This is a genomic window from Spirosoma terrae (genome assembly GCF_010435915.1).
Classification (GTDB): Bacteria; Bacteroidota; Bacteroidia; order Cytophagales; family Spirosomataceae; genus Spirosoma; species Spirosoma terrae.
The window spans coordinates 1-26,534 of the sequence record NZ_JAAFZH010000021.1 but is presented as its reverse complement, the minus strand read 5'-3'; the positions used below and the strand labels follow the sequence as shown (position 1 = coordinate 26,534).

Genomic DNA, 26,534 nt, shown 5'->3' with positions numbered 1-26,534 from the left:
ATTGCCCTATTGTTTAGTCTATTTATACAAATACTAATTCAGAACGTAGCGTCGATGTAGCCTTGCCGATAAACGTACCGCTGATAGGGGCGGCCAGTTCGGGTTTAGCGGTTGAGGTTAAAAAGATATGCCGATTGACAACCACTGATCCTTCGGTGGGGTCGAAACCCCGCCAGCCAGCACCGGGTAAATACACTTCGGCCCAGGCGTGGAGCTGATGTTCCTGTTGCGGATTACCGAATAAATACCCACTAACAAAGCGGGCCGCAATGCCCAGGCTACGGCATGCTGCCATAAATAAGGTTGTATAGTCGCGGCAGGAGCCTTTACGTTGCGTAAGCGTTTGTTCGGGTGGAAACGGGGCCCCCACTTCCCGAACCTCATACGTAAATTCGCGAATAGCCTGGTTGAGCGCCATTAGAAAGGAAGTGGTTTGCCAGCCCGATTTTGCTGCGAGTTGCTTGGCCCAGTCGTCAATTCGGTGTGTAACCCCAACCCGTTCCAGATACGGCTGCAGCAGATCTTGTTCTGACTTTGGATATCGGAATGGCACGCGTTGTGTATCGAACGGGAAAAGAACGAAATCGAACGAATTGAATTCGTCGGACTGTAGCTCCATTTCGGCCGTAACGCGTAGATAGTTGGTCGGATGATTAAAATAAACCAATTGCTGCACGTTGCCCTCAACATCAATGTTTCGGACAATGCGAGATGGTTTAGGGTCAATAACCAGACTATAATTGAGCAGCCGTTGGTAGGGATACGTTCGGGGATACAGATACAGCGTCTGAGGGCCTAGAGCAACCGGAATATCGTAGTTGTAATCAGATTGGTGCCGAACGTGAAGCAGCATGGCAAAGATGAAGTAGTACGTATGAAGTATGATCTATGAAAAATGACTACGTATCATATAGTATACATCATACTTCGTAAGTCATACATTTTTTACAGAACGGACTTTATTGAAAATAGGGTCCATCCAATAGGACGGAAGCTTCCGGACAGAATTGCTCAGCAAGGCACTCCATTGGTGGGAGACTTCATCCATATCTTCTTTCTCCAGCCGGTATTCGGTCATATGGAAACTATCTTTCGGGTAGATCACTACGTCTAGCGGATAATCGACATCATTAGCACTAACGCGGGTAGCATCGAAGGCCAAAAAGCCAATTTTTAGCGCTTCCTCCATGCTGGTTTCGTACGAAAGGTTCCGAAAGAGCAGCGGTTTGCCGTAGCCCGAATTGCCGATAATTTTGAACGGAGAGCCTTGGTCGACTTCAATCCAGTTTCCTTCCGGATAGAGCATGAACAGCTTATGCTCTTCGTCGTCTTCCAACTGTCCGCCAACGATGGCATTTAAGTTGAAATTCAGACCACTGGCTATAATCGATGCTTTGTCTTCCTGAGCAACCCGCTTTACCTGTTCGCCAAAGGCATTGACCGCTTTATATAATTTGTTAAATGAGCGATCCTGCTCCGCAATTACTTCTTTAAAATAGGTAATTGCTTTATCACGAACGGAGCGAAGGCCAGAAGTCATGATAAAAAGCGAGTGATTTTCGACTTCATGAACCGAAACTTTGCGATTCGATGACACTTCGGAGCCGGAGGTTAGCCGTCTGTCGGCAATGGCTACTAAGCCCGACGCCACTTTGATTCCTAAACAATACGTCATTCTGTACAGTGGGAAAAGCAACTTATAAAGTCAACAAATATACAGATTGCCCTCATTTTTGTTGGATTCGTTCGTTGCTTTTCTCAAAAACCGACCCCGCTATTGGCCGCCTTCTCTGGAAAACCGATGTTGGACCGTGCCGTTAATTTTGGGTAAAGCCGGTGCAGGTGAGGATGTTGCAGTGCCTATTCGCGCTCCGGTCGTACTGCTATCTGTTCGGAAATCAATCTGGGCCGTATCGTCTTCTCCGTTGGTTGTGCCATTACCGGGCGTACTGTCGGGATCGGCCTGATCGACCGACCAGACCTGAGCGGCATTTGAGAATGTATTTTGTGTGGTAGCCACAGTGGCGTTGAATGTCAGACTCGTTGTCTGGCCTACGGACAACTGATTTATGGAGGCCATTAGCACTGATCCGTTAACGGTCATTCCGGCCGGAAGTGGCGTAACAAGTTGCAGACCCGTTGGTAGATCATTCCTTATTTTAATATTGGTCGCAGTTAACGCACCCAGGTTATTTACCTTAATCGTAATCTTCACAATTTGCCCTACCGTAACGTAACGCTGGCTAGCTTCCATAGAAAGGCTCAAATCGGCCTTACCGGATGTTGGTGCAGGCTGATTGCCCTGTACGGCTGGCAATGGCGTTTGATTAGGATTGGCCGATACGTAGAGAGAACCACCAGAGGCCGTAGTACGTAAATCAGCCGTAGCTGCGTCGTCCTGTCCGTCTGCAGTACCTGAATTCGGTTGGCTATCGGGGTCCAGCCGGGTCTGGGCGGTTAACTGAGCTGCATTTTGATACGTACCAGGCGCTGTTACCCGCGCTACGTATCGACGTATAATCGACTGGCCAACGGGGATGTTGGTAAGCGTACCCGTAACAATCCCATTAGCCGCACTCAGATTGGCCGATGATACAAAGGTTATATTGTCGGGTAGTCGGTTTTGGAACGTAACGGCACCCGCGTCGCAACCACCTTCGTTGGTTATTGTGATAAAAAAGGTAGCTGTATCGCCTACAGCTACTGTCCGACGACTGACACCAATGGAAAGCGCTAGGTCGGTTGGCGAGAGCGAGACAGTAAAACTTGTTGCATTGGATCGACAACCGTAGACCGGATTTACGGCCGTTACGGAAAACACGCCGGTAGAAGGTGCAACGATCGAGCGAGTCGATTCGGCAGTGCTCCATACATTCGAACCCGCATAACTGGATGTAAGCGTTACGCTGCCTGGCTGACATAAGGATACTGATCCACTCGTGGTAATAGTAGGATTGGCCGGTCTGACGGAACTGGGTACGGCGACGGGCGGAGAAAACAGGACTTTGTTCTGCCCGTTGATTAACCGAGCGGAGTAAATACCTTCACCTACCGTTAGGGCCTGAGAACTGGCCGCATTGTTCCAGATATATTGGTAACCTGCTGGTTGGGTTAGTGTTAGTTGGTTGCCATCTGCACAGGCAATACTGGCCAACGGTTGAGTTTCGGCCATATACGGTTGCATTGTTTGCAAATAACTGTTCGTTATCGATTGCGCCCACAGAAGTCCTACTTTTTCCTGACCAGAAGGCGAATAGTGAATACCATCCGGGCGATCTTCCAGCGAAGATATATTATCCAGGTCAGGGCCTTGAAAGGTTAAATAGTTCGATCGGTTGATGACTTGCTGTTGAGCCTGGCGAACGTTATCAAAGCGTCCGCCCGCATACGACGAAAGCGCAATGATCCAGGATAAATTAGGCTTATTAAATTCCTGCCGTACTTTGTCTATTACGCCATAATGGTGGGAAACAATCAGGTCGGTAGGATTGCCCCGGTCGTTTTCGCCGTGCTGAAGAAGAACGGCTCGAATACCAGTTGTGGGAACGTACAGATTCATCAGATTTCGAATGTTTACGTAAGGCATCCGAATAGAATATTTGATGAAGCCATGATCGAAAGGAATGTCGTAGGCAGCTTTGTAGGTTTGTTCCATATTGGAACCACCAAACCCCGCGTTGTAGAAAAGGACCGGTACCTGAATACGCTGAACCAGATTATCGCCCATACGCCCCCAGAACCAAGACATTCTTGCGAACGGCGAAATACCGCTCCAGGTTGACAACTGGCTGAATATAAGACCTGGTAAGTAGCGCGTATTGGCTGTATTCTCATATTGCTGAAACTCAGGCGTTGATTGATCTAACGACACCACCGTTACCCGGTCATCGACAGCTCCTGACGTAGTAGGGCAATGATCGATAGTGTAATTATCACTTGGAATAAAGCAGGCCGACCCCTGGGCGTTTGAGTGACCAACAATGGCAAAAACTTCACCTACGCCAAAACGATCTACCGATACCGAGGCTACGACCTGGCCGTTACGTTTTCCACGAACTTCTAGGGTGTACCAGCCACCCATAATGGTAAGCGTACCGTTAAATTGACCATTTGATGGACTTGTCTGAATGGTTGTCCAGCCGGTTGTAGTACCCTGTCCCTGGGCACGGGCAACCGCTCGTGCTTCCACCGCGTCGATGTCAACGGAGTAGCTGCCGGCAATCTGGGCAACTGCCTGGTTGGCATTGTTACGTTGAATAATCATTCGGTTTACGGGGAACGAAACGTTGAGTTGTGCCGTAGCCAGAGAGATCTCAAATAGCCATAGAGAGGCAACAAGAAGTAGAGATCGAATAAGTTTTAGCGTTAAATTCATGAGGGATAAAGCAATCGTTAATCAAAAATAAACTGTATCCTGTCTTCGAACAAATGGCTACAGATAGATTATTCAATAATTTTTATATATACTATTTAATGGCATTTGGTGTGCTTTATGTAAAATACGTTAACTAAAAAGATGGCTTGTAGTCTCTTAATGGCATATGGAGGCTTTATAAGAGTTTGTCCTGATGGAAAAGTATGTAGATGGTAGCTATTTGGTTATGAACTGAGCGTTTCAGGGAATCTTGAAGGCGCTGTGCTACGTATCCGATTGGCTAGTTTATTGAGTGGCTTAACAAAGAAAGCATATCTTTTCGTTATACTACATCATTTACTTGAGATGTAAAACTGTAACGGTTTGATTTGTATAGATTTACATATGGTAAAATGCCCCATTTTACAAGCTGTTACTTAATGGACTATTCTTGTAAATGGGTTGGAATGTAGCGTTACGTCATTGTTAGTTTTTAAGGATATAGGTTTGTTTTAGCGAAAGGTTTGTGTTACTTTGTCCATGAGAAGGTAATGAACCCCTTCGCCGATTCGCAATGAACTTTGACGACGAGGACGACGACGATAGTTTCATGGACTGGGACGGTTTTGATGAGGATTACGATCCTGAAGAAGCTCGTGCTGAAATGGAAGCGGAGAATCGACGGATCAAAAATCTGCCGATCTTACGGAAAGCTAATGAAATCATGGAACTCACTCAGGCCATTGTTGAAACGATCAACAAGGAGGATGATGTGTTGATGATGCATGAGCAAATGCTCGCCAACGCTATGATGCTGGCCCCTAAAATTGTGGGTGCTGAGGGCGGAGATCTCTATACGTTGCGGATGGAAAACGCAGTGATTATTAAAATGCACGCTCGCGAGTTGCTGGCACAAACGTCTTACTGCAAAGCTGAAAAACTGGCTACTCCTGCTTATCTGAATGTATTGCGCGATGAGATCGAACAGTTTCGCCTGCTGTTTGTAGAGTGGGTAAACGGTTTTGATAAAGACAATGATGCTCCGGACGACTGGGGCCTATTTTATTAACAGTATCTGAAACCCGGGCCGCAACTCGGGTTTTCTATTGACAAACAAAGCTGACTCCCGTTCGGCAGGCCGATAAGGCCATCACTTCGAACCGTACCCTAAGAAAAAGGGTCTGTACATAGCAGTCAGGTTGCCTTGTGCTAAAAAACCGTTCTGACGAATGAAGGGCACTGTGGGTTACATAGCATAAAGAGGTACCTTTGCTGCTCTGTGGTTAAATCGGTTAGTTCATGAGCGTTCGTTTACCTTCTACTTCTTCTTTCTTATTCAGGCATTCAGGCTTACTACTCATATGGGCATTAGGCCTTTGTATGGCTACCAGTAGCTTAGGCAAAGCACGTACCAAACCAGATTCGTTAGGCGTAAATGATTTTTATGCCGTGACGTCTATTTCAGCCGCGCCAACCGCTACTATCTCGCTATCGATTACACCAGCAACAGCGGCCATATGCTCGGGTGGAAGTGCTACGTTGAATTTGGCCGGCTGTCCAACTGCCGGAAAAATCCAATGGGCAAGCGGGCAGACAACCGCAAGCATAACGGTAAGACCAACCCAAACAACTACGTATGAAGCAACTTGTTCAGTAACGGGGCCTCAGGGAACGACAACGGCTACCGCGAACAGTACCGTCACCGTAAATCAGCCAATATCCATTGTTGGATCGCCCGTGTCGCAGTCGGCTTGTGAAAATTCAACAGTCGTTTTTGAGGTTTCGGCTAATGGAAGCGGTATTTCCTATACCTGGACACGTAACGGAGCTGCTATAGCCGGTGCCAACGGTTCTAGATTGTCGCTGGCGAATGTACAGGGATCGCAGGCCGGTACGTATGCTGTTTCCTTAACGAACCAATGTGGGACTGTCAATAGCGCTTCAGCACAACTCCTGCTCTCGCCGGGAGTAACCATCGGCGCAACGCCAAGTCCGGCACTCTGCGCCGGAACCAGCACCGGACAGATTTTTGCTACGTCGACCGGTGGAACCGGACCAAGACAATATTTGCTGAATGGTCAGGGCGGGCAGGAATCAAATATTTTCACGAATCTAAAAGCCGGTACGTACCAGGTTTCTGTAAAAGATGTTATTGGCTGTAGTGCTCAGACGACCGTAACGATCACTGATCCCAAGCCGTTAACACTAACGGTCAAGGCCGTAAATGCCAAGTGTTCGGGCGGATCGGATGGGGGTATACTGGTGGCCGCAAGCGGAGGCAATTCGCCTTATCGTTTTCAGATTAATGGCGGACCACTGCAAACAGGAGAAAGTTTTCTGGATCTGAAAGACAAAGGTACCTACGTAGTAACAGCCGTTGATGGTGTGGGATGTACTACGTCGCAAACGGCTGTGATTGGGGCTCCTCAATCATTCGACATAAAAGCAACCATTGCTTTGCCAAAATGTGCAGGTTCTTCAGATGGGACTATTAACGTATCGAGCACGGGGGGCACGGGAGCGTATCAGTACCAACTGGGAACCGGGCCATTTCAGGCAGGAACATTGTTTACGGGGCTTTCGGCAAAGACTTACGAAATTACAGTAAAAGATGGCAACGGCTGCCTGGGAACCAAAGCGTTTGTTGTTTCGGAGCCTCGTACACTATCCTTAACGGCGGCTGTGATACCGGTTAATTGCTTCGGAGACAATAGCGGGTCTATTACGTTGACGCCGGGTGGCGGAACGGGCTCTGTACAATACCAGCTAACGACCACGGCGGCCCCGCAGAAAAGTAACCTGTTCAAAAACCTGGCGATGGGAAACTATACCGTCGTAGGAACCGACTCAAATGGCTGTACGGCTCTTTTACCCGTAACGATTGGCAAGGCCGACCCACTAAAAGTACAGGCTTCAACTGTTGCCGCAACGTGTTGTGTGTGCCCAACGGGCAGCGTAGCGCTTACCAGTGGCGGAGGTACGGGCACAGGCCGGCAGTTCCAGCTAATTGGCCGTGGTTATCAGGCGAGTAATCAGTTTCCTAGCCTGCCACCGGGTACGTACCGCTTCCGGGTATCAGACGAGGTTGGCTGTACGGATTCGGTTACAGCCGTTGTTACGGATGCCGCTGCTTTGTCGCTTTCGCCGGGAACCATCAAAAATGTTGCCTGTGCGGGTGGGCGTGATGGCGAAGCAACTGTTCAGGTAACAGGCGGGACAAAACCGTTTACGTTCTACTGGCAAACGGAACAGCGAGACACGCTTCAGGCTAGGACGCAGTCGCAAAAAGGACTTGCCGAAGGAACCTATACTGTTAGTGTGCTGGATAGTAACCGCTGCGCCACAAAGACAACGTTTGTTACTATTTCGGCTCTGGCACCAATCCCGCCCCAACCCGTTATAACCCAAACGAGCACTACGTTGTCGGTTGCTGACGTATTGACCGGTATTCAGTGGTACGTTAAGGTGGATACCAGCGCCGGAAAACCGGTGCCGAATGCCAATCAGCCAACATTACTGCCTTTTCAGAGTGGTAGCTATTACGTTGTTGTTACGCAGGGCGGCTGTGCTTCGCTACCGTCGAATATGCTGACGTTTATTTTAACGGCAACTGAGCCCGTGGGCGATTTGTCGATACGTGTGGTGCCGAATCCAATAGTCGATAAATTACGAATCGAAATTGAGCAGACGAAGCGGCAGCCTATACAATTGCAGTTATTGGATGGAACAGGCCGTGTAGTAGGCGATTATCAGATGCCTGCGTTTACGGGCAAGCAACAGGCTGAGTGGACTTTATCGGGCGTTTCATCGGGCTTATATTTATTAAAAGCCGAAGCGGGTGATCGAAAATCGGTTATTCGTGTACTGGTTCAGTAATAACTAAAAAGGAGCTTGTCTATCGCAACAAGCTCCTTTTTAGTTATAGAGTGAAACTAGTCAACTACCCTTACAGTCTTTCCTCAAATAATTTTAAGATTCGTTTGTATTCGTCCATCCAACTGGTTGGTTCTACAAACCCGTGATCTTCCATTGGATAGGCGGCAACTTCCCAGTTCTCTTTACGAAGTTCGATCAACCGCTGCAATAGTCGGACAGTGTCCTGAAAATGCACGTTCACGTCGACCATACCGTGGCAGATCAATAGGTGCCCTTTTAAGCCTTCAGCGAAGTAAATCGGCGACGATTGGCGATAGGAGAGGGAGTCACTCTGCGGTTCGTTTAGGATATTGGCCGTGTAGCCATGATTGTAGGCCGCCCAGTCAGTTACGGGACGTAGCGCTGCCCCTGCCTTAAATACGTCGGGCGTGGTGAACATGGCCATTAACGTAATGAAACCGCCATACGATCCACCATATAAGCCAATCCGTTTTTCATCGACGCCATGATTCTGCACGAGCCATTTAACGGCGTCAACATGGTCGGTTAAGTCTTTACCGCCCATATGTCGATAAATTCCCGTCCGCCAGTCGCGACCGTAACCCGCGCTAGCCCGATAGTCAATATCCAGTACGGTATACCCTTTGTCGGCCAGTAGGTTGTGGAACATATACTCCCGGAAATATTGGCTCCACCACTTATGAGCATTTTGCAGATAACCGGCTCCATGGACAAAAACCACCGTCTTTCCCGATGGATTCTGGGGTTTGTAGAGTCGTCCGTAAATGGTTTGGCCATCACGGGCTGGAATAGTCACGACGGCTGGTTCGCGCCAGGGGTAACTTTTGAAGGCGTCGGTTTGGGAACTGGTCAGTTTTAACGGTTCACTTTTTCCTTTTTCCTTCAATTCGACTACGTATAGCTCCCAGGGCTGATTGCTTGACGAATAGCGAATGGCCAGCCGAGTTTCATCGGGAGACAAGGTAACCTCATTGGCGCCGGTCATTGTCGTTAGCCGAACGCGTTCGCCACCGTTGACCGACATCCGGTAATAATGCTGTTCGCCAGGGTGTACTTCGTTGGTTTGCAGGAAGAAATGAGACTTGTCTTTCGATAATAGAACCTGTTGCACTTCAAACTTGCCCGAAGTGAGTTGCTTTTTTGAGCTACCCGTTAGGACATTGATCGAATAGAGATGGGAATAGCCATCGGCTTCTGACTGGAACCACAAGGTTTGATTATCCGCTAGAAAGCCCATATTGCCGGGGGAGTTCTGATTGCCGATGCCAGGTCCGCCGATCCAGGCTTCGTCGTGCTGACGATCGAGCAGCGTCAGTTTGAGGGCTTCCGGATCGAACCGCATAATCCAGCGATCTTTGTTGTCCTGCGAACGAACGACCACCACGGCCACTTTGCCATCTTCTGACCAGACAGGCGTACTGACAACGACTGGCCGCGATTTTTTAGCGGTATCGGCTTTCGCCTTGGCGGTTGTTTTCAGATAGTCGGGTTTATCGCCTATGCCCGGAATATCTTTAGTACTGACAGTCCGAACCGTGTCTTTTGCTACGTCGTACACGAAAAATTCGTAGCTCGGCAGTGGAGAGCCAACTTTTGTCCGGGCAGACAGTTCTTCCGTATAACCCGATTCGGTTACGTAGTTAGGCACCTGCGCGGTTTTAGCATTGGTTGGACTCTTCGCCAGGCGATACGTAATGAATTTGCCATCAGGACTGACCTGCGGAATCGACAGCATTTTGTCGTCGAGATAGATTTCTTTCGGACGTTTCGGTCGGTCGGCTTTACTGATTCGGTCGGCTTCATCTTTCTTATCTTTGCGTTCCTTTAAAACGGTCGATAGCCGCAGTTGGTCTTGTTTTAAAAACTTTTCGGAGTCGGTCAGTTTGGGGTCTGCTTTTTTAGCTCCTGGTCTGAAATCGGTCAGCTGAGTCAGTTCGCCCGTTTGCAGATTAATGCTGAACAGATTGTTGCTACGTCGAAAAATAGCCCGTTGTTCATCGCCCGACCAAACAGGGTTACTTTCGGATTCGACCGTATTGGTAAGCTGCCGAATACGACCCGTTTTAACGTCGAGCCAGTATACGTCGCCTTGTCTTTCAAACAGGCGCTGCGTACGGGCGCGATTGAAGGCCGAGATCGGTTCGGTAGGTAAGGCCCGACGCTCGGTGGGGCTGACCTTCAGCGGTTTGGTAGCCGTGAGGGTTTTGCCACTTGTGAACGAGATTTTGTACAGAGAATCGCTTTTGGCCCGCTCGGGATTCCAGTCGAAATACAGCGTTTTCGAGTCATCGGACCAGTAGGGGTTAGACGGTGATGTTCCCATCCAAACCTTGGGATCCTGCATAATGGTTTCGACGGTGAGTTGCATTCGGTCCGGCGTACCAGCGGGTTTGGTGGGTTGCGGTTGGGCAAGAAGGTGCCCTGAAATCAACGTAATGAGGAGTGATGGGTACCTACTACGCATGTGATGAAGAGTAGTTTTTGTCATGAAAGCACACAGATTCAGATTGTAAGGCTCAAATTAATTATAAACTCATTAACGATATACCGTAGTAGCGAAAGAGACTAAAGAATCTTTTGACCAATCCGTGAAACTGGGCGGATTGCTACGTATTCCTTGTCAGGAATTACGTGTTTCATGAAGTTTTATGAATATGATAAGCCAGACTACTACTAGTTTGCAGAAAGATGGTATCTTGCCTTACAAAATTCGTTACAGCGTTAATGCAATACGTTATTCATGCCTACGACCATGTTAATGCACTCGATCGCCGTATGGCCGTTCGGCCTGCCCATCTGGAGTGTGTTCGGGCGTTGAAGGCAAAAGGGCATTTTTTAGTAGGAGGTGCATTGCTCGATCCATCAGGTGCTATGATTGGTTCCATGTTGCTGCTTGATTTTGACACGCAGGAGCAACTGGACGATTATCTCAAATCAGATCCTTACATTGTTGAAGGCGTTTGGGATACGGTCGATGTAAAGCCATTCCGGAAAGCCGATGTATAAGAAGTGGCTTTCGGTTGATCGTATCAGTCAGCAGCCGAACCCGGCCATCTACCAATCCAATTGACTGAACTTAACCCTTACAGCTAGATTTTGATACGCGCAGCAATATTTGATATGGATGGGCTGCTGGTGGATTCGGAACCCCACTGGCGAGCTATGGAACGTGAGGTGTTTGCAACCGTTGGCTTGCTGCTGACCGATGAAGAATGTAAACAAACAACGGGCCTGCCAATTTTAGATGTCGTTAATTATTGGTTTGCCCGTGCTCCCTGGACAGAGCAGGCCGCCAATGGGAGAACAAATGCCGACCTGGGCGAAGAAATTACCGCTGGTGTCCATGAACGTATTGCCCGGTTAGCTGAGCCCATGCCCGGTGCTATTGGTGCATTGGAGTTTTTTTATCGGCAGCAAATTCCTACCGCTATTGCATCAGCATCGCCGATGAGTTTAATTGAAGTAGTGGTTGATCGGCTCCGCATTCGGGACTATCTGACGCTTTGGCATTCTGCTACGTTAGAGGCCCGTAACAAACCCGCTCCCGATGTTTATTTGGGGACCGCCCGCAAGTTAGGAGTAGCTCCCGCCGACTGTGTGACTTTTGAGGATTCGGGTAGTGGACTTTTGTCGGCCTACTCGGCTGGCATGCGTACTGTGGCGGTGCCTGCCGAATTTGAACGAACAAACCCTAAATTTGATATTGCTGATATAATTCTGCCATCGTTAACGGCTTTTTCGCAACGAACGCTGGACGAAATAATGAGTAAAAAAGAACCCTCCTAAACAGATTATACCCTATAACCTTGTCCGGCGATAACTGTCTTTCGAAGATGAAAATCGCTCGTGACTTTTCTCACTGAAATCATGCGTGTTTACCAACTTGATGCGTTTACGGATCGGCTCTTTAGTGGGAACCCCGCTGCCGTAGTGCCCCTTACAGACTGGTTGCCCGACGACCAGATGCAGCAAATTGCTGCCGAAAATAACCTGGCCGAAACGGCTTTCTACGTGAAAACAGAGGGCGATGCGAATTATCATATTCGCTGGTTTACGCCAACCGTTGAAGTTGATCTATGCGGTCATGCTACGTTAGCGACCGGCTACGTAGTGTTTTTTCTGGAGCAGAAACCCGAAACAGATCATATCTATTTTGAGTCACGTAGCGGTCAGCTAAAGGTATGCCGTAGTGAGGATGGCTGGTTAACACTCGATTTTCCGGTCGATACGGTTCACAAGGCGAACGTCCAGCCGCCTGCTTTGCTGACCAGCCTCAATGAGAAGCCATTGCAGGTATATAAAGGGAAAACCGACTATATGCTGATTTACGAAAGTCAGGCGCAGATTGAAGCCCTGGAACCTGATTTTCGGGAGATGAGCACCGTTCCGGCCCGTGGTGTTATCGTAACTGCTCCGGGTAAACCTGGCTCTGGGATTGATTTTGTTTCCCGGTTTTTTGGCCCCCAGTCGGGTATTGACGAGGATCCGGTAACAGGCTCAGCGCATACTACGCTCGTTCCTTACTGGGCTGAACAGCTTGGTAAAAATGACCTTACAGCGCTTCAATTATCAAAGCGGGGAGGTTATCTACGTTGCCTGTTAAAAGGCGAACGAGTCGATATTTCAGGGCAGGTACAGCTCTATCTGTCGGGCGAAATCATGTAGCCCGGCCGCCTGTAGATGGCTAATATAGTCATCTACAGGTAGTAAATGGATGCCAGAGAAAGGTAGTAAATGGCTCCAGAGCACCATTTTGGGCTACCAGAAAATATTTAGTGTTAATTTTAATTTGTAATAAATCTAAACAACGTACCTTTGTATCGTAAACAATTGGTACAAATGACTGCTGAGTTCATTCTTTCTGAGTCTTTTGCTTCGTTAACAACGTCTAAGCCGGTCCTTCAAGCCAACCCGTTTGTAGGTGGCGAATGTGTCCTGAAAAAATGTTGTAAGAAGTACAAAAAGGGCAAACGCTGCAAAAAATGCCCCGACGATTAACTGGCAATAATACAGTTAAGTCATAATCTATTGGTTAAACACTACGTAGTGATACGTTCCAGGTGTCGTTAGTATACGGTACTCAGGAACCCAATGCCTGCCTTTGTTGTCATTAGGGTAAGATGCATCTTTACCTTCATATTCCGTTCTGTAAGCAGGCCTGCCACTATTGCGATTTTCATTTCAGTACCAACCTGAGCCAGAAATCGGCGCTTGTTGACGCTATCTGCACCGAAATTGCTTTACAGAAGGATTATTTACCGACTAAAACGCTCGAAACAATTTATTTGGGTGGGGGTACCCCATCGCTACTGACCGCTTCGGAATTGGGTCAATTGTTCGAGACCATTCATCGCTATTTTTCGGTTGCTTCAACTGCTGAAATTACGCTGGAAGCCAACCCCGACGACCTTACCGTTGATAAACTGGATCAATTACGCCTTTTTGTTAATCGGCTCAGCATTGGTATCCAGACTTTTGATGACGAAACGCTACGTTGGATGAATCGCGCCCATTCGGCGGTAGAAGCTGAACGTTGTATTCAACTGGCGCGAGATGCTGGTTTTGAGACGATGAGCGTCGATTTGATCTATGGTATTCCCGACCAGAAAGAGCAGCGTCGGCAGGGAGGTATATGGCAAACTGATTTGCAAAAAATGCTGTCGCTGGACGTCGCTCATCTGTCGGCTTATGCGTTGACGATTGAGCCTGATACGGCCTTTGGTCGATGGCAGCAGAAAGGCAAGCTGGCTGCTCTTGATGAAAATCTGGCCGCTGAGCAGTTTGAGGAATTGACAAAGGCACTGGCTGGGGCCGGATATGAGCATTACGAAATCTCGAATTTTGCGAAACCTGGTCAATATGCCCGGCATAATACGGCCTATTGGCAACGGAAGGCGTATCTAGGAGTTGGTCCCAGTGCTCATTCATACAATGGCGTTAGCCGTCAGTATACAGTTGCCAATAATGCGCAGTACATCAGTGCGATACGCCGGGGAGAAGTACCCGCTACGCTCGAAATGCTAAGTGTATCTGATCAGGTGAACGATTATTTATTGACGGGCCTGCGCACCAAGTGGGGCTGTTCGTTACGCGAGTTAAGTGTATTACTGAGTGCTGATTTTGCTAAAACGCAAGCCAACGATCTTCAGGCCATGTATGAAGCTGGCTGGCTAATGCAGGATGGCGACTATCTCCGATTGACGGAAGCGGGTAAACTGTTTGCTGATCGGGTAGCAGCATCCTTGTTTGTCGATTAACGTAGCGCAGTCGATCTATACGACTTGCGCGTTGACTAACCAGCTAGGCAGTAGTCGACAGTACGTAATAATAAGGTTCTGATCTGAAAATTGACAACGGATACCGACTAAGCATCTTGTTTTGGTACTTTTGGTACATGAAACATTGGATGCGGGTAGCGGTATTACTGAGTTTGGCGGTGGCTATTCCAGGTCATTCTATTCGGGCTCAGCCTATTCCCGCCACACCTATACCCTCAACGACAGATCCGGCCGGTATTCGTGAAGGTCGATTTATTGGCGTATTGATTGGAACAGCCGCTTTTTATACCGTTACGTTGCTGATGCTGAAGAAACAATGGTATAAGAAAAAAGTCCCCTTCCATTCGTTCAACGATAATCGCGAGTGGCTTCAGATGGATAAAGTGGGCCATGCCGCTACGGCCTATTGCATGAGTAGGGGAGGCTACGAACTCATGCGGTGGAGTGGCGTAAACGAAGGAGCTAGTATTCTGACAGGTGGTTTGCTGGCTTTGCTATTCCAGACAACCCTGGAAGTGTATGACGGCTATTCGGAAGGATGGGGCTTTTCGAAAGGTGATATGATCGCCAACGTAGCAGGGACAGCCCTTTTTATGGGTCAGCAGTATGGCTCTGGTCAACAGGTTGTTACGTTAAAGTACGGCTTCCGAAAAACTATATTTCCTCCCTATCGCCCCAATATATTAGGTCGTACTACGGGAGTGCAGATGCTGAAAGATTATAACGGTCAGCAGTATTGGCTATCGGTCAACCTGGCTTCTGTATTGCCAGTTGGGCCGTCGTTTCCACGATGGTTAAATCTGGATTTTGGTTATAGCGGTAGCGGTATGATTGGCGGGCACGATAACCCCCGTGTATTCGACCAAAATGGCAATGAAGTAAAGTTTGAACGATATCGACAATTCTTTATATCGCCGGATGCTGATTTGTCCCGAATTGGTACGTTCAGTCCTTCTTTGCAGCGATTTATTGGCACAGCTCAGTTCTTTAAAATTCCCGCTCCTTCGTTTGAATACAATCGGGTAAAAGGCTTTCGATTTCATCCGCTCATACTGCCGAAAGAATAAGTACGTATGAATACGAAAAGGGATCTCAGCTGAGATCCCTTTTCGTATTCATACGCACTGAAACGTGCTTATTTACGGCCACCGCCAATATCAAAACCTACCTTAACGCCCAGATAAGCGTTTTCACTAGTAATGGTTGTATTTGACAACTTGTTATCGGTAGTTGGTGCTGCGTTATATTCAACAGCAGCTACGAAGTGCCCAGCTTTAATACCAGCCCGAACCATTCCTCCAAATTTGGTAGCTGCCACCAGATTAACCTGTTGTGGTGTTTGGCCATCCGTAACGGAAACCGTGCCACCTGCAGCTACGCTGTACAAACCCGCTCCGACCCCTAAAAAGGGACGAATGCCACCTTTGCCGAACAGGTAGTTACCCGTAAGCAAGTAAGACGAAAATGCACCTACATCGCCAGTGGTTGTGTTGCCATTAACTTCAATCCCACGAGCAACGGCCGCCAATTCAATCCGAAGACCTAAATCAAAATTATCGCTTAAACCATATTTAGGCTCTACGGCGAACAAGACACCACCCGATACACCAGCATTAAGTGGTTTAGCGTAGCCTATCGATAGATTAACTTTGAAAGGCTTAAATTCCTGAGCTGAAGCTGAAAAGCCGACTAGAACGAAGAGTACTGCTAAAATGCGTTTCATAAAAAATAGAAATGAATGGTAAATAAGAACTACTGAAACTTAATAGCAGTAACTATATACTTATAGCCATTGTTAATCAAAGCAGCGAAAAAATCTTTAGATCTGGCAGACTGAGACGGAGCGAACGCCGATAAATAGGCTTTTAAGCCTGTTTTGACGATGGTTTATTTTAGTTCGCCGGGTACTACAAATACGCCTTTCTGCCGATTCTCACGTAGTATGGTTAGCTGAATACGGCGACCAATTGTATCGTCGGTGAGTAATCGGTGTAAATCGTCGACGGACGCTACTGGTTCGCCGTTAAATCCAACAATAATATCGCCCTGTAATAGTTCGCTATTACCAGCCACGCCATCGGCTTCTACACTGGCAACCACTACGCCTGTTTTTATGGTGAGCTGATTATACTGTTTGATACGTTCGGTTAGATTAATAAGCTGGCCTGCAATGCCCAGATATCCCCTACGAACGCGACCTTCCATAATCAACTTGCCTGCAACCAGAGCCGCTAAATTCGACGATACGGCAAAACAAATTCCCTGAGCAGGCAGAATAACCGCTGTATTGACGCCTATCACGTCGCCGTTGGAGTTAACTAGTGGCCCGCCAGAGTTGCCAGGGTTAAGCGCTGCATCAGTCTGGAGAACATCGTCGATCAACCGACCTGATTCTGAACGTAGCGTTCGGCCCAGGGCGCTGACTACACCTGCTGTCAGAGAATACTGAAACCCGTATGGATTCCCAATGGCGATAGCTATCTGACCAACCTGTACTTGTCTGGAATCAGCAAAACGAATGGCTTTCAGCCCATCTGCATAAATTTTGATGACCGCAACATCGGTTGCCGGATCGCGGCCAATGAGGGTAGCCTCAAATTCGCGACCATCTGGCAAACCAACATCTATTTTGGTTGCCCCGGCAACAACGTGATTATTGGTGATGATATAGCCATCGGTTGATATAATAAAGCCAGAGCCCGTACCGCCATCATTATTGCCGGGTCGAGATTGGCCGGGTCGGCGACCTGGGGAAGCCGATTGGGCATTGTTCTGGCTACGGGCGCTAACTTTAATCTGCACCACAGAGGGACTTACTTTTTTGGCTACATTTACGACTGTATTTGAATACGTATCGAGAAGAACCTGGTCTTGTCCAGGGGGATTTCCTGCTTGCGAACCCGTATCGGTAAACGCCACAAACTGCGTGTTCATGCGATTTATAGTTTACGTGAGCATATGTCTGCTCACGATTTGTTCCAGGATGTTTTTTTCATATATTTAAGGTAACATTACGTCAATTTGTCAGATGAGTAGAGACGTAATACGGCACTACTTTTACTATCTATTGTTATAGTCAATAAATTGCCGTATGAACGTTACTAAGTAGAGGCCAATTTGTCATATGTCTTTTGAGGATTATCTGATTCTAAAAAAAATTGATAGGCAGCGCTTTCTGGAATCTGAACCGGAACGGTATGCTGAATGGAAGGACGAGTTCGAACAGATGCATCCCGATAGTTTTACCGTTCAGAAAAAATTCCTGTTAAACGATACTCGGAAAAAGTATCTTGTTCGTTAATTTCGTTAATAGTATATACGCAGATTGAGGGTCGATCTGTAACTAAGTAAAAAATTTACCTACCTCTTATTTATCTGTTATGAGTATTACGTTAGGAGAACTTCGTGGAACTACTGACGCTATGGTTTACGCTTTGAAAGGACAAGGCTTGGTAGACAGTGATTCGCTGCTCGAAGCCAGTAAAACTCCTCAGGATCGTAAAGCATTGGCGTCAGCTATAGGTATTGATCCTTCTTTTTTGTTAGAGTTAGCTAACCGTGCTGATTTAGCTCGTATTAAAGGTATAGGCCGTGTATATAGCGATCTAATGGAAGAAGCTGGCGTTGATACAGTAGTTGAACTGGCGCAACGTTCGGCTGTTAATCTGCATGCGAAATTGATCGAGATCAACACTAAACGCCAGTTTACACAACGTCCGCCGTCTGTTGAACAGGTGACTGATTTTGTTGAACAGGCCAAAAAACTACCCCGAATGTTAGACTATTAAGAGCTCTTTACTTCATAAAAAAAGGAGTGATTAGGTTTTAACCTAATCACTCCTTTTTTTATGAAGTAGCATAATGTAACTATACGATTGCTTTTTTAGTTGGCTCCTGCAGATACTTTACCAAACTTTCTTCTAATTCGGTCAGAGTAAGATTGGTAAACAATTCGCCGTTAAGGGCTAACGATAATCGGCCGGTTTCTTCCGAAACGGCAATCGTAGCCGCATCGGTAGCGTCGCTCATCCCTAAAGCAGCCCGATGACGAAAACCTAACGATGGAGGTAGTTCGTCGTCGTCTGATACAGGAAGAATACAACGAGCCGCCTGAATTCGCCCATCACCAATAATTACGGCTCCATCGTGTAGCGGACTATACTGACTAAAAATAGCCAGGAGCAATGGTTTAGATATCTCTGCGTCGATCGATTCGCCTGAATGCATGAATTTTTCCAGATCGTCGTTTTTGCGAATAACGATTAACCCGCCCGCAAATTCAGCTCCTAGTGTTTTGCAGGCGTCCAGAATAGGACGTAGCGGAGTAATGGGTTCAGCAGAACCCGGTTGACGTAGCAGCCAGCGCCGTATCCAGCGGCTGTTTGCTACGTTGGTTGATTTGCCAATTAACAAAAGAAAGCGCCTGATTTCCTGCTGAAAAATGATAATCAGCGCTAAAGCCCCAACACTAATAAAGTATTCGAGAATAGTAGTCAGGAGGTTCAGACCCAGCGCTTTAACCAACAGATAGGCTAAATAAACCAGTAGGTAGCCAATAAACACCCGACTAGCAACGCTACCCCGGACAAGATTATAAATCTGATAAATCAGTAGGGCAACTAGTGAAATGTCGAGCAGGTCGAGCCAGCCGACATCCAAAAAGCCTAAGCGAAAGGCTAACATGTATGAATAGCGAATATTTGGGGCTAAATATAAGTAGTTTCTGGCGGGAGTTTACAAAATCATGCTGAACGGCACCGGACCGCCAGAAATCTTACTTATTCCAACTTTCAATGGCTATGGTTTCTCCTTCCGTTGCAATATACGTTTCAGGAAAAACACTCCTGGCTTCGCTAACAAATGACTCGTACTGTTTATACCGTGACGAAAAATGACCAATCAACAGTCGGCCTACTGCTGCTTTTGCGGCAATGGAAGCCGCCTGTTTAGCCGTAGAATGAAACACCTCGGCGGCTCGTTGTGCATTGTCTTCGAGGAACGTAGCTTCATGATAAAGCAGATCAACGTTACGTAGCTGAGGCACTAAGCCTTCTACGTAGCGTGTGTCGGAACAAAAAGCAAACGAACGGGCGGGGGGAGCAGGTTCCGTAACATCCTCGGAGGCATGAATGATCTGGCCTTCCTGATTCAGAATATCGTGCCCATCTTTCAATAATTTCAGGTATTGAACCGGAATGTCATTGGGTAGACGTTCGCGTAGCAACCGGCGTGGGTGCGGTTTCTCGCGAAATAGATAACCCGAACAGTCAATTCGATGCTGAAGGGGAATTGATTCAACCGTCAGTTGCGGATGGTCGAGCAGCATCGTCGCTTTATCCGGGTCAACAGCCTGAAAATGGATTCGATAGCCCAGTCGGGAGTCCGATACGCGGAAAATTGTTGTCAAAACCTCATCCAGACCCCGTGGACCAAAAAGAAAGAGATCATCTGTTCGGCCAGCCAGATTGAGTGTCGATAAGAGGGGAGGTAAGCCAAAATAATGATCGCCGTGGAGATGCGAAATAAAAATATATCGCAGCCGGTTTGGGCGAAACTTCTGCTCCAGTAATCGAAGTTGAGTTCCTTCGCCACAGTCGATAAGCATATAGTCGTTACCAACTGTGAGTAGCTGCGCTGTTGGATGATACCGTAATGTGGGCGTAGCCGACCCCGCTCCTAAGATCGTTAGAGCAAAGGCGGGGTTGGCGGGTTTTGAGTGTTCATTATCCTGATGCAAACGTTGACTGTTAATCGGCATCTCTGCCGATGCTTCCTCCTGCGTCGTACTCATCGTCTTCCTCACTACGAAAATCATTCTCCAATTCATTCATGAACACCGCATCTACGGCTTCTTCTACGGTAGGTAGAATCGTTAAATCGCCGATATTGGACTTGTCCAGAAAGTCAATCAAGGTATCATTCTTTGTCACTAACACCAATAAGCCGACTTCGTTGGTACATTGTCGGTTTATTTTCCGAATGGTCGCTACGCCTGCCTGATCAACCGCCTGAACAGGGGCCATATCGACAATAATGTTGCTGTAGCCTTCCCGAAATAGCGAACGGCTTAGATTCTCGAAGTCAGCCGGAATTTCTTCACTAAACTCACCATCGGCTAATCGAATCAGCGCATATTGTTCGTTTTTTTCAATCGTATAATTCATGGAATTAGTTGGTTGAAGGTTTTTGGTTTTATAACAATGCCGCATTAAACATGTGTTACGTTACTGCTCGACAAGTGTGTCTACGTTCACTGCATGGGCGATAACAGACTAAACTACGTCGATAACTTAGTTAGAAAGTGATTGACTGATATTGGTTTCAATACGTTGTTGAGGATCGATACTTGGGTCGGCGGGCTGAAATTGCTGTCCCGTAACCGTCTCAAAAAGCTCAATATAACGCGCCGATATCTGGGCTACCCACTCGTCGGACATAACTGGCACTGTTTGCCCCGTTTTGCCCTGAAATCCGTTGGCAATGAGCCATTCCCGAACAAATTCTTTCGATAGCTGCTTTTGGGGCTGATTAGCTGTTAGGTTTGCTTCGTACGTATCAGCGTAAAAATAGCGTGATGAGTCGGGCGTGTGGACTTCATCAATCAGATAGACTTTGCCATTCAGATTCCCAAACTCATATTTGGTATCAACGAGAATCAGGCCTCGTTCGGCTGCCATCGCCGTACCGCGATTAAATAAAGCCAACGCGTATTGTTCTAACTGAACATACTCATCTTCTTTTACGATACCCTGGCTTATGATTTCTTCCCGGCTAATGTCTTCATCGTGGCCTTCGTGGGCTTTCGTTGATGGCGTAATAATGGGAGTTGGCAAACGATCATTTTCGCGGAGACCTTCAGGCAGCGCTACTCCACATAACGTCCGATGACCATCGCGGTATTGACGCCAGGCATGACCAGCCAGATAACCCCGCACGACCATTTCAACGGCATAGGGTTCACAGCGCAGACCAACACTTACATTAGGGTCTGGTACGTCGAGCAGCCAGTTTGGAACAATATCGGCCGTTGCTTTCAGGAAATGGGCGGCTGTCTGGTTCAAAACCTGACCTTTGTAGGGAATAGGGCGGGGAAGCACTACGTCGAAAGCAGATATACGGTCAGAAGCAATCATGACCAGCTTATCGGGGAAGGAATAAACATCCCGAACTTTACCTCGGTAGAAGCCCGTTTGGCCAGGGAATTGAAAGTTGGTTTCTTGTATAGTCATTAACTCATTGTCTGTTTATCACTCTCTGTGGGTGAAGACCGGAGAAAGTGACAACCTTATTTATAGTTTTTCTATGATAATGGCTGAGGCTCCTCCGCCACCGTTGCAAATGCCTGCGGCTCCATATCGGCCACTTTTTTGTTGCAGTACGTTCGTCAGCGTCGTTACGATCCGGGCTCCTGATGCACCCAGAGGATGACCAATGGAGACTGCTCCGCCCAGCACATTCAGTTTTTCCTGTGGTACGTTCAACAGTTGGCTAAAGGCGAGTGGCACCACCGAAAAGGCTTCATTTACCTCAAAATAATCAATGTCATCAATAGCCAGCCCTGCCCGTTCAAGGGCCAAAGGTACAGCTTTCGTTGGGGCTGTTGTAAACCATTGCGGATCTTGTTCGGCATCGGCATAGGCAACGATACGTGCCAAAGGCTTTAATCCTAACTCGTCGGCCTTCCGGCGACTCATGATCACGAGTGCAGCAGCGCCATCGCTAATGGGCGAAGAACTGGCTGCGGTTACTGTTCCTTCTGAGCTAAAAGCTGGCTTAAGGGTTGGAATTTTATCGTAGATGACATTCTTGTATTCTTCATCTTCGGTTACGGTCGTGGCTCCTTTTCGGCCTGTTACGTCAACAGGAACAATTTCGGAATTGAAGACTCCTGTCTGCGTACTATCCTCGGCTCGTCGGTATGACTGAATGGTGTACTTGTCCTGATCTTCTCGACTAATGGTGTACTTACTAGCCGTTTGATCGGCAAAGACACCCATTGAACATTGATCGTATGCATCGACCAGTCCGTCGCGAGCGAGGCCGTCGACTAGTTCGCCATTGCCATATTTATATCCAAAACGGGCCTTAGGGACGTAGTACGGAGCGTTAGACATGCTCTCCATCCCTCCTGCAATCACGACATCAGCTAACCCTAATTGAATACTTTGAGCGGCTAGCATAATTGATTTCGTTCCCGATGCACATACTTTATTGATCGTAGTGCAGGGAATGTTGGTCGGTAGTCCGGCCTTAACAGCTGCCTGTTTGGCCGGTGCCTGGCCCAGATTAGCCGATACTACGTTACCCATATAAACTTCCTGTACCTGATCGGGCGAAACACCCGCGCGAGCCAATGCCCCCCGAATAGCGGCAGCACCCAGATCTGTGGCCGACAGACTGGAAAAAATACCACCAAAAGACCCAATAGGTGTTCGAACAGCAGAAATTATTACGACTTCGTTCATGGTCTATTTCGTTAAGTTCAGCCAGATGGATGCTGAGCTGGCTACAGTTATCAAATCAGGCAACGATACTACAACATAGCAACCTGATTGTAGGGCTTATACTACCAGCGGCTACCATTCGACGCTTTTTTGGCCGTCGACTGACGTGCCGATTGCGTTAAGGCATACGGTAAATCGTCGTCCTGCATGGCATCGAGTAGTTGAAGCGCCTGTTCTTCGCTAATATTCAGACGTTGAAAACGATTCAACAATTCATCCTGCCGATTAGATCGCTCAACCTGTTGTCTGCTTGACGATTGTGGTTTGCTGGGCTGTTGCGAATTGGTTTCAGCCGATTTCTTCCGGGATGTTTGATTGGGTATTTGCCCCGAAAAACGTTTTTTAATTAGTTCGAAATCGTAGCGAGCTGCTTCGTTATCTGGATTCTCCAATAACGCCAGTTCAAATAGTTTCAGTGCCGAAGCGGAATCCTGCTGAAAGCAGGCAATGACACCTAGTTGCGTAGCAGCAATAGTCCGTAAATCGGAACGGTCTGAGCGAAGCAGCGTCTCATATTGAGAGCGGGCTTTACCATATCGTTTAAGCTGAAAATAGGTGTGCCCTAAGTTTAAGCGTACGCCCGGATCAATAGTGGTTGTGATGCGGCTGAGGTTAGCGTATAAGTGCATGGCACGCACGTAATCGCCGGCTTCGTAAGCGACCTCAGCCTCCTGCCGAGCTTCATTATTCCGAGAAATCTGGTTTAGTGAGTGAGGCATCTCCCACCAGAGCCACACCAAAATGAATAAATAAGTCATTACGTTATTAACGCATCTGGAGCCAAAAATAAGGCGAAAGTTTGAGATGCTTTCATAATCTGAACGTCCTTACCGTTACCATCAGGTCAAAAGTAAGTAAAACGAGAGCAGCTATCAGAAAATAAAAATACTTATTTGACGAAACAGAAACTTGATTTTGATCGATGCGAAACCCTTGCTGAGCCATAAGTAGACTGGCTAATTCGCGTATGTATGGCCGATTGTTCGTTGCTTCGATATATTGTCCATTGCCATCGCTGGCCAATTGCTGAAGAAATGATCTATTTAGTTGACTACGCACAATTTGCCCGGCATCATCCCGGATAAAATCCCGGCCCTGGCGAATAGATGAGCCCATGTCGGTACCGACGCCAACCGTGATGAGTGGTAGACCGGCCGTTCGTAAGGCAGATAGATTCGTTCGACTACAGGTGCCAAAATTTTCGCCATCGCTAAATAAAACGATTGCTCTTGCATTTAGACGTGTTGACGAGTCAGTTACGAATTTTTGGTGAGCCAGCGTAATAGCGGAACAGAGATCAGTTCCATTACCTGTCTGCTGATTCGTTCGTATATCGCGGATAAATCGTTTGAGGGCATCGTGATCGGCGGTCAAGGGCGATAAGACAAATGATTCATTAGCCGTCAGAATTAATCCAAACCGGTCGCTCGGTAAGGTATCGCATAGTTGGCCAAGATCATATTTGACACGCTCCAGTCGAGTGGGAGCGGCATCTGTTGCGTCCATTGACCGCGATACGTCAATTAAAAAATAGACGTCGCGTCCCGTTGTTGTTAGTGTTTGACTGCTTTCGCCAAAAGAAGGTCCCAGTAGTGCAAGCACTAATAGGATTAGATAACTACTACGTAAAAAGAATTTCGGTATGACCCCCCAAGCCGACGTATTAAGCTGCTGAGCGAGCCTGAATGTTCTGAAAATATAGAGCCCGTAGAAGAAGAAAAAGAGGCCAAATAAAAAAAAATCTGTTCTTGATAACGAATATAACCAATTCATGAAATACAGTAATGGGCCTGATCGTGATAGAGTTGCATGTGTTTAGGACTTGATGAGGATGGGCGAAAATAATAATTATAAAAAGATTTTATGCGCTACCTATTGCTATGAACGAAAAATCGCTCTACCTTTGTGTCCCAATCGTTCGGGAACGGACGAGAGGCTACGGAGAGATGCCTGAGAGGCCGAAAGGAACAGTTTGCTAAACTGTCGTACTGGTAACGGTACCGAGGGTTCGAATCCCTCTCTCTCCGCAGAGCGATCTGAAGAGAAAGCTAAATTTTCGGGGTGTAGCGTAGCCCGGTATCGCGCCTGCTTTGGGAGCAGGAGGTCGTAGGTTCGAATCCTGCCACCCCGACACTAAAAAGTTTATAGTTTTTCGGTTTTATGGTCTTCAGTTGGTTTGTTAACTGTAAGCCTTTTAGCTAAAAACTATAAACTTTTTTCTTTTTTGGTCCTGTAGCTCAGTTGGATAGAGCATCTGCCTTCTAAGCAGACGGTCAAGCGTTCGAGTCGCTTCGGGATCACGCTGAAAGTCAAGCACTTAGCAGAAATGTTGAGTGCTTTTTTGTTTTCTACTCGCCCACATTGCTATTTTTAAAGATCAAGTCCAAAAGTTGTGGCTTTCAGTTTAATCTACAAGCGCCGTCCTTGCTAATATATGAATTCCTCTCGTAGCAATACGATTTAGCGCATTTCGGTTTTGCCGCAACTCGAACGACAAAAGATTATTCATTACCGTTCAAAGTGAAACGGAGCTTTTCGTAAGTCAGAAGCCCCTGATCTAGGGGCTAGCTGTACTGATAACGCTGACTACGGTCAAAGTCGTTTGTGGATATTTTGACTCAGCATTTGAATGTATTACGCAAACTCAGTTCTATTTAGGCACTGCTGAGAAGCTAAAAGAATAAGGGTTTGACGTAAACTCATTCAGGATCGACTCATCGTTAGGTGATCCATGATAGTGGCTGTACTGAATAATGTAACGGTGTTTGCCCGGCTTGAAGGCATACGATTGATCAAGACGTATCGATGTTTTCACACTTTTGCCTGGCTCTAGCAACACGAAATCTTCTAGTGTGGGTGTTCTCCGTTTAACCATCACACCCGTATAGGCAATCTCCTGCCCGCCTTCTTTGACCAGAAAGAGCTTATTCATCAGTCTGGGGCTCATGCCAATGTCCAGTTTATTGAGGTAAATGGGCTGTTTTGACTGGTTGGAGAAGGTTAGGTTAACCCAGAGCTCTCTCGCTTTCAGAATTGTTTTAATCTGGATATGTAGCGGTTGCTTGGTTTTTTTATGGTTAGTAAAACCGGAGCCTATTAACAATGCAATCAGCATAATCAATGCTGTACCTTTTAACGATTTCATAAATGAGAGTTAACGTTATTACTGCTCATTAGATATAAATTCAGATTAAAGTTTAAAACTCGTTCAATTAATAGTGTTTTATAACACTGGCTATAGCTTAGTTGGATGAGTCATTAACGGCTTAATGGATGATAGCAATATCCGTCTCTGTAGTAGCTGTAAATAATTCTGGTGTTCCAGAAGGTTGGCTCGTACTTAATCGATTATCAAGCGCAGCGCTAAATAGTCCGCTTTGGATGGCGCGGGTTAGGAGCTATGAGAGAAGGTATTCCGGCCTAAGGGCTAAATTAGTTGGTCAAAAATCCCTATCGACAGAGTCAGTAGGGATTTTATACATATCCACACCAAAATAAGTA

23 protein-coding genes and 3 tRNA genes are annotated in these 26,534 nt (G+C 47.1%); 12 read left to right on the top strand and 14 right to left on the bottom strand.

What is annotated here, in order from left to right:
- Positions 1-22: 22 nt before the first annotated feature.
- From GK108_RS28455 to GK108_RS28445, 3 genes are all read right to left on the bottom strand, one after another.
- On the bottom strand, positions 23-853 hold the full coding sequence (locus GK108_RS28455) for a transglutaminase family protein (RefSeq protein WP_163954987.1): 831 nt from the start codon (positions 851-853) through the stop codon (positions 23-25).
- A gap of 81 nt (positions 854-934) precedes the next feature.
- A complete protein-coding gene (locus tag GK108_RS28450) occupies positions 935-1,675 on the bottom strand; it encodes a peptidase (protein ID WP_163954986.1) in 741 nt (246 codons plus the stop codon).
- A 99-nt stretch (positions 1,676-1,774) separates the two neighbouring features.
- Positions 1,775-4,375, bottom strand: coding sequence for a hypothetical protein (locus GK108_RS28445; protein WP_246225249.1), 2,601 nt, complete (start codon positions 4,373-4,375; stop codon positions 1,775-1,777).
- 553 nt (positions 4,376-4,928) lie between these two features.
- On the opposite strand from GK108_RS28445, the gene GK108_RS28440 reads away from it, so the two are divergent.
- Together GK108_RS28440 and GK108_RS28435 are read left to right on the top strand one after the other, a co-directional pair.
- The gene (locus tag GK108_RS28440; RefSeq protein WP_163954985.1) at positions 4,929-5,423 is read left to right on the top strand and encodes a hypothetical protein; all 495 of its coding nucleotides are present in this window, start codon (positions 4,929-4,931) and stop codon (positions 5,421-5,423) included.
- A gap of 230 nt (positions 5,424-5,653) precedes the next feature.
- On the top strand, positions 5,654-8,230 hold the full coding sequence (locus GK108_RS28435; protein ID WP_246225247.1) for a T9SS type A sorting domain-containing protein: 2,577 nt from the start codon (positions 5,654-5,656) through the stop codon (positions 8,228-8,230).
- A gap of 70 nt (positions 8,231-8,300) precedes the next feature.
- On the opposite strand, the gene GK108_RS28430 is transcribed toward GK108_RS28435, so the two are convergent.
- Positions 8,301-10,715 (bottom strand): S9 family peptidase, encoded by a 2,415-nt coding sequence (locus GK108_RS28430; RefSeq protein WP_163954984.1) that lies wholly within the window; start codon positions 10,713-10,715, stop codon positions 8,301-8,303.
- A gap of 260 nt (positions 10,716-10,975) precedes the next feature.
- On the opposite strand from GK108_RS28430, the gene GK108_RS28425 reads away from it, so the two are divergent.
- The 5 genes from GK108_RS28425 (at position 10,976) to GK108_RS28405 (ending at position 15,596) form a co-directional block, all read left to right on the top strand.
- On the top strand, positions 10,976-11,257 hold the full coding sequence (locus GK108_RS28425) for a YciI family protein (RefSeq protein ID WP_163954983.1): 282 nt from the start codon (positions 10,976-10,978) through the stop codon (positions 11,255-11,257).
- A gap of 90 nt (positions 11,258-11,347) precedes the next feature.
- A complete protein-coding gene (hxpB, locus tag GK108_RS28420; protein ID WP_163954982.1) occupies positions 11,348-12,037 on the top strand; it encodes a hexitol phosphatase HxpB in 690 nt (229 codons plus the stop codon).
- A gap of 81 nt (positions 12,038-12,118) precedes the next feature.
- Positions 12,119-12,916 carry a PhzF family phenazine biosynthesis protein gene (locus tag GK108_RS28415; RefSeq protein ID WP_163954981.1) on the top strand — a complete coding sequence of 266 codons (798 nt, stop codon included), beginning with the start codon at positions 12,119-12,121 and terminating at the stop codon, positions 12,914-12,916.
- A 455-nt stretch (positions 12,917-13,371) separates the two neighbouring features.
- Entirely contained in the window at positions 13,372-14,508 is a 1,137-nt protein-coding gene (gene hemW / locus GK108_RS28410; RefSeq protein ID WP_163954980.1) for a radical SAM family heme chaperone HemW, read from the top strand.
- Between the two features lie 137 nt (positions 14,509-14,645).
- Positions 14,646-15,596, top strand: a complete 951-nt coding sequence (locus tag GK108_RS28405; RefSeq protein ID WP_246225245.1) for a DUF2279 domain-containing protein — start codon at positions 14,646-14,648, stop codon at positions 15,594-15,596.
- A 68-nt stretch (positions 15,597-15,664) separates the two neighbouring features.
- Here GK108_RS28405 and GK108_RS28400 read toward each other — a convergent pair whose 3' ends face one another.
- Positions 15,665-16,252: an outer membrane beta-barrel protein gene (locus GK108_RS28400; protein ID WP_163954979.1), complete on the bottom strand. Its 588-nt coding sequence runs from the start codon at positions 16,250-16,252 to the stop codon at positions 15,665-15,667.
- A 164-nt stretch (positions 16,253-16,416) separates the two neighbouring features.
- Complete coding sequence (locus tag GK108_RS28395; protein ID WP_163954978.1) at positions 16,417-17,463, bottom strand: S1C family serine protease; 1,047 nt, start codon at positions 17,461-17,463, stop codon at positions 16,417-16,419.
- Positions 17,464-17,653: 190 nt separating this feature from the next.
- On the opposite strand from GK108_RS28395, the gene GK108_RS31125 reads away from it, so the two are divergent.
- Complete coding sequence (locus tag GK108_RS31125; RefSeq protein ID WP_170305425.1) at positions 17,654-17,830, top strand: hypothetical protein; 177 nt, start codon at positions 17,654-17,656, stop codon at positions 17,828-17,830.
- Between the two features lie 79 nt (positions 17,831-17,909).
- Positions 17,910-18,317 carry a DUF4332 domain-containing protein gene (locus tag GK108_RS28390; RefSeq protein WP_163954977.1) on the top strand — a complete coding sequence of 136 codons (408 nt, stop codon included), beginning with the start codon at positions 17,910-17,912 and terminating at the stop codon, positions 18,315-18,317.
- A gap of 79 nt (positions 18,318-18,396) precedes the next feature.
- On the opposite strand, the gene cdaA is transcribed toward GK108_RS28390, so the two are convergent.
- The 7 genes from cdaA to GK108_RS28355 all read right to left on the bottom strand — a co-directional run bounded on the left by cdaA (position 18,397) and on the right by GK108_RS28355 (position 24,635).
- Positions 18,397-19,212 (bottom strand): diadenylate cyclase CdaA, encoded by an 816-nt coding sequence (gene cdaA / locus GK108_RS28385; RefSeq protein WP_163954976.1) that lies wholly within the window; start codon positions 19,210-19,212, stop codon positions 18,397-18,399.
- A gap of 91 nt (positions 19,213-19,303) precedes the next feature.
- The gene (locus GK108_RS28380; RefSeq protein ID WP_163954975.1) at positions 19,304-20,320 is read right to left on the bottom strand and encodes a ribonuclease Z; all 1,017 of its coding nucleotides are present in this window, start codon (positions 20,318-20,320) and stop codon (positions 19,304-19,306) included.
- Positions 20,277-20,693 carry an STAS domain-containing protein gene (locus tag GK108_RS28375; RefSeq protein WP_163954974.1) on the bottom strand — a complete coding sequence of 139 codons (417 nt, stop codon included), beginning with the start codon at positions 20,691-20,693 and terminating at the stop codon, positions 20,277-20,279. Before GK108_RS28375 ends, GK108_RS28380 begins: the two co-directional genes overlap by 44 nt.
- A gap of 126 nt (positions 20,694-20,819) precedes the next feature.
- Positions 20,820-21,758: a phosphoribosylaminoimidazolesuccinocarboxamide synthase gene (locus tag GK108_RS28370; RefSeq protein WP_163954973.1), complete on the bottom strand. Its 939-nt coding sequence runs from the start codon at positions 21,756-21,758 to the stop codon at positions 20,820-20,822.
- A gap of 60 nt (positions 21,759-21,818) precedes the next feature.
- Entirely contained in the window at positions 21,819-22,994 is a 1,176-nt protein-coding gene (locus GK108_RS28365) for an acetyl-CoA C-acyltransferase (RefSeq protein ID WP_163954972.1), read from the bottom strand.
- 101 nt (positions 22,995-23,095) lie between these two features.
- The gene (locus GK108_RS28360; protein ID WP_163954971.1) at positions 23,096-23,791 is read right to left on the bottom strand and encodes a tetratricopeptide repeat protein; all 696 of its coding nucleotides are present in this window, start codon (positions 23,789-23,791) and stop codon (positions 23,096-23,098) included.
- A gap of 52 nt (positions 23,792-23,843) precedes the next feature.
- Entirely contained in the window at positions 23,844-24,635 is a 792-nt protein-coding gene (locus GK108_RS28355; protein WP_317166591.1) for a vWA domain-containing protein, read from the bottom strand.
- Between the two features lie 338 nt (positions 24,636-24,973).
- On the opposite strand from GK108_RS28355, the gene GK108_RS28350 reads away from it, so the two are divergent.
- The 3 genes from GK108_RS28350 (at position 24,974) to GK108_RS28340 (ending at position 25,333) form a co-directional block, all read left to right on the top strand.
- Positions 24,974-25,060, top strand: a tRNA-Ser gene (locus tag GK108_RS28350).
- Between the two features lie 30 nt (positions 25,061-25,090).
- A tRNA-Pro gene (locus tag GK108_RS28345) sits at positions 25,091-25,164 on the top strand.
- Between the two features lie 95 nt (positions 25,165-25,259).
- Positions 25,260-25,333, top strand: a tRNA-Arg gene (locus tag GK108_RS28340).
- Between the two features lie 350 nt (positions 25,334-25,683).
- On the opposite strand, the gene GK108_RS28335 is transcribed toward GK108_RS28340, so the two are convergent.
- On the bottom strand, positions 25,684-26,178 hold the full coding sequence (locus tag GK108_RS28335; protein ID WP_163954969.1) for a hypothetical protein: 495 nt from the start codon (positions 26,176-26,178) through the stop codon (positions 25,684-25,686).
- Positions 26,179-26,534: the final 356 nt, after the last annotated feature.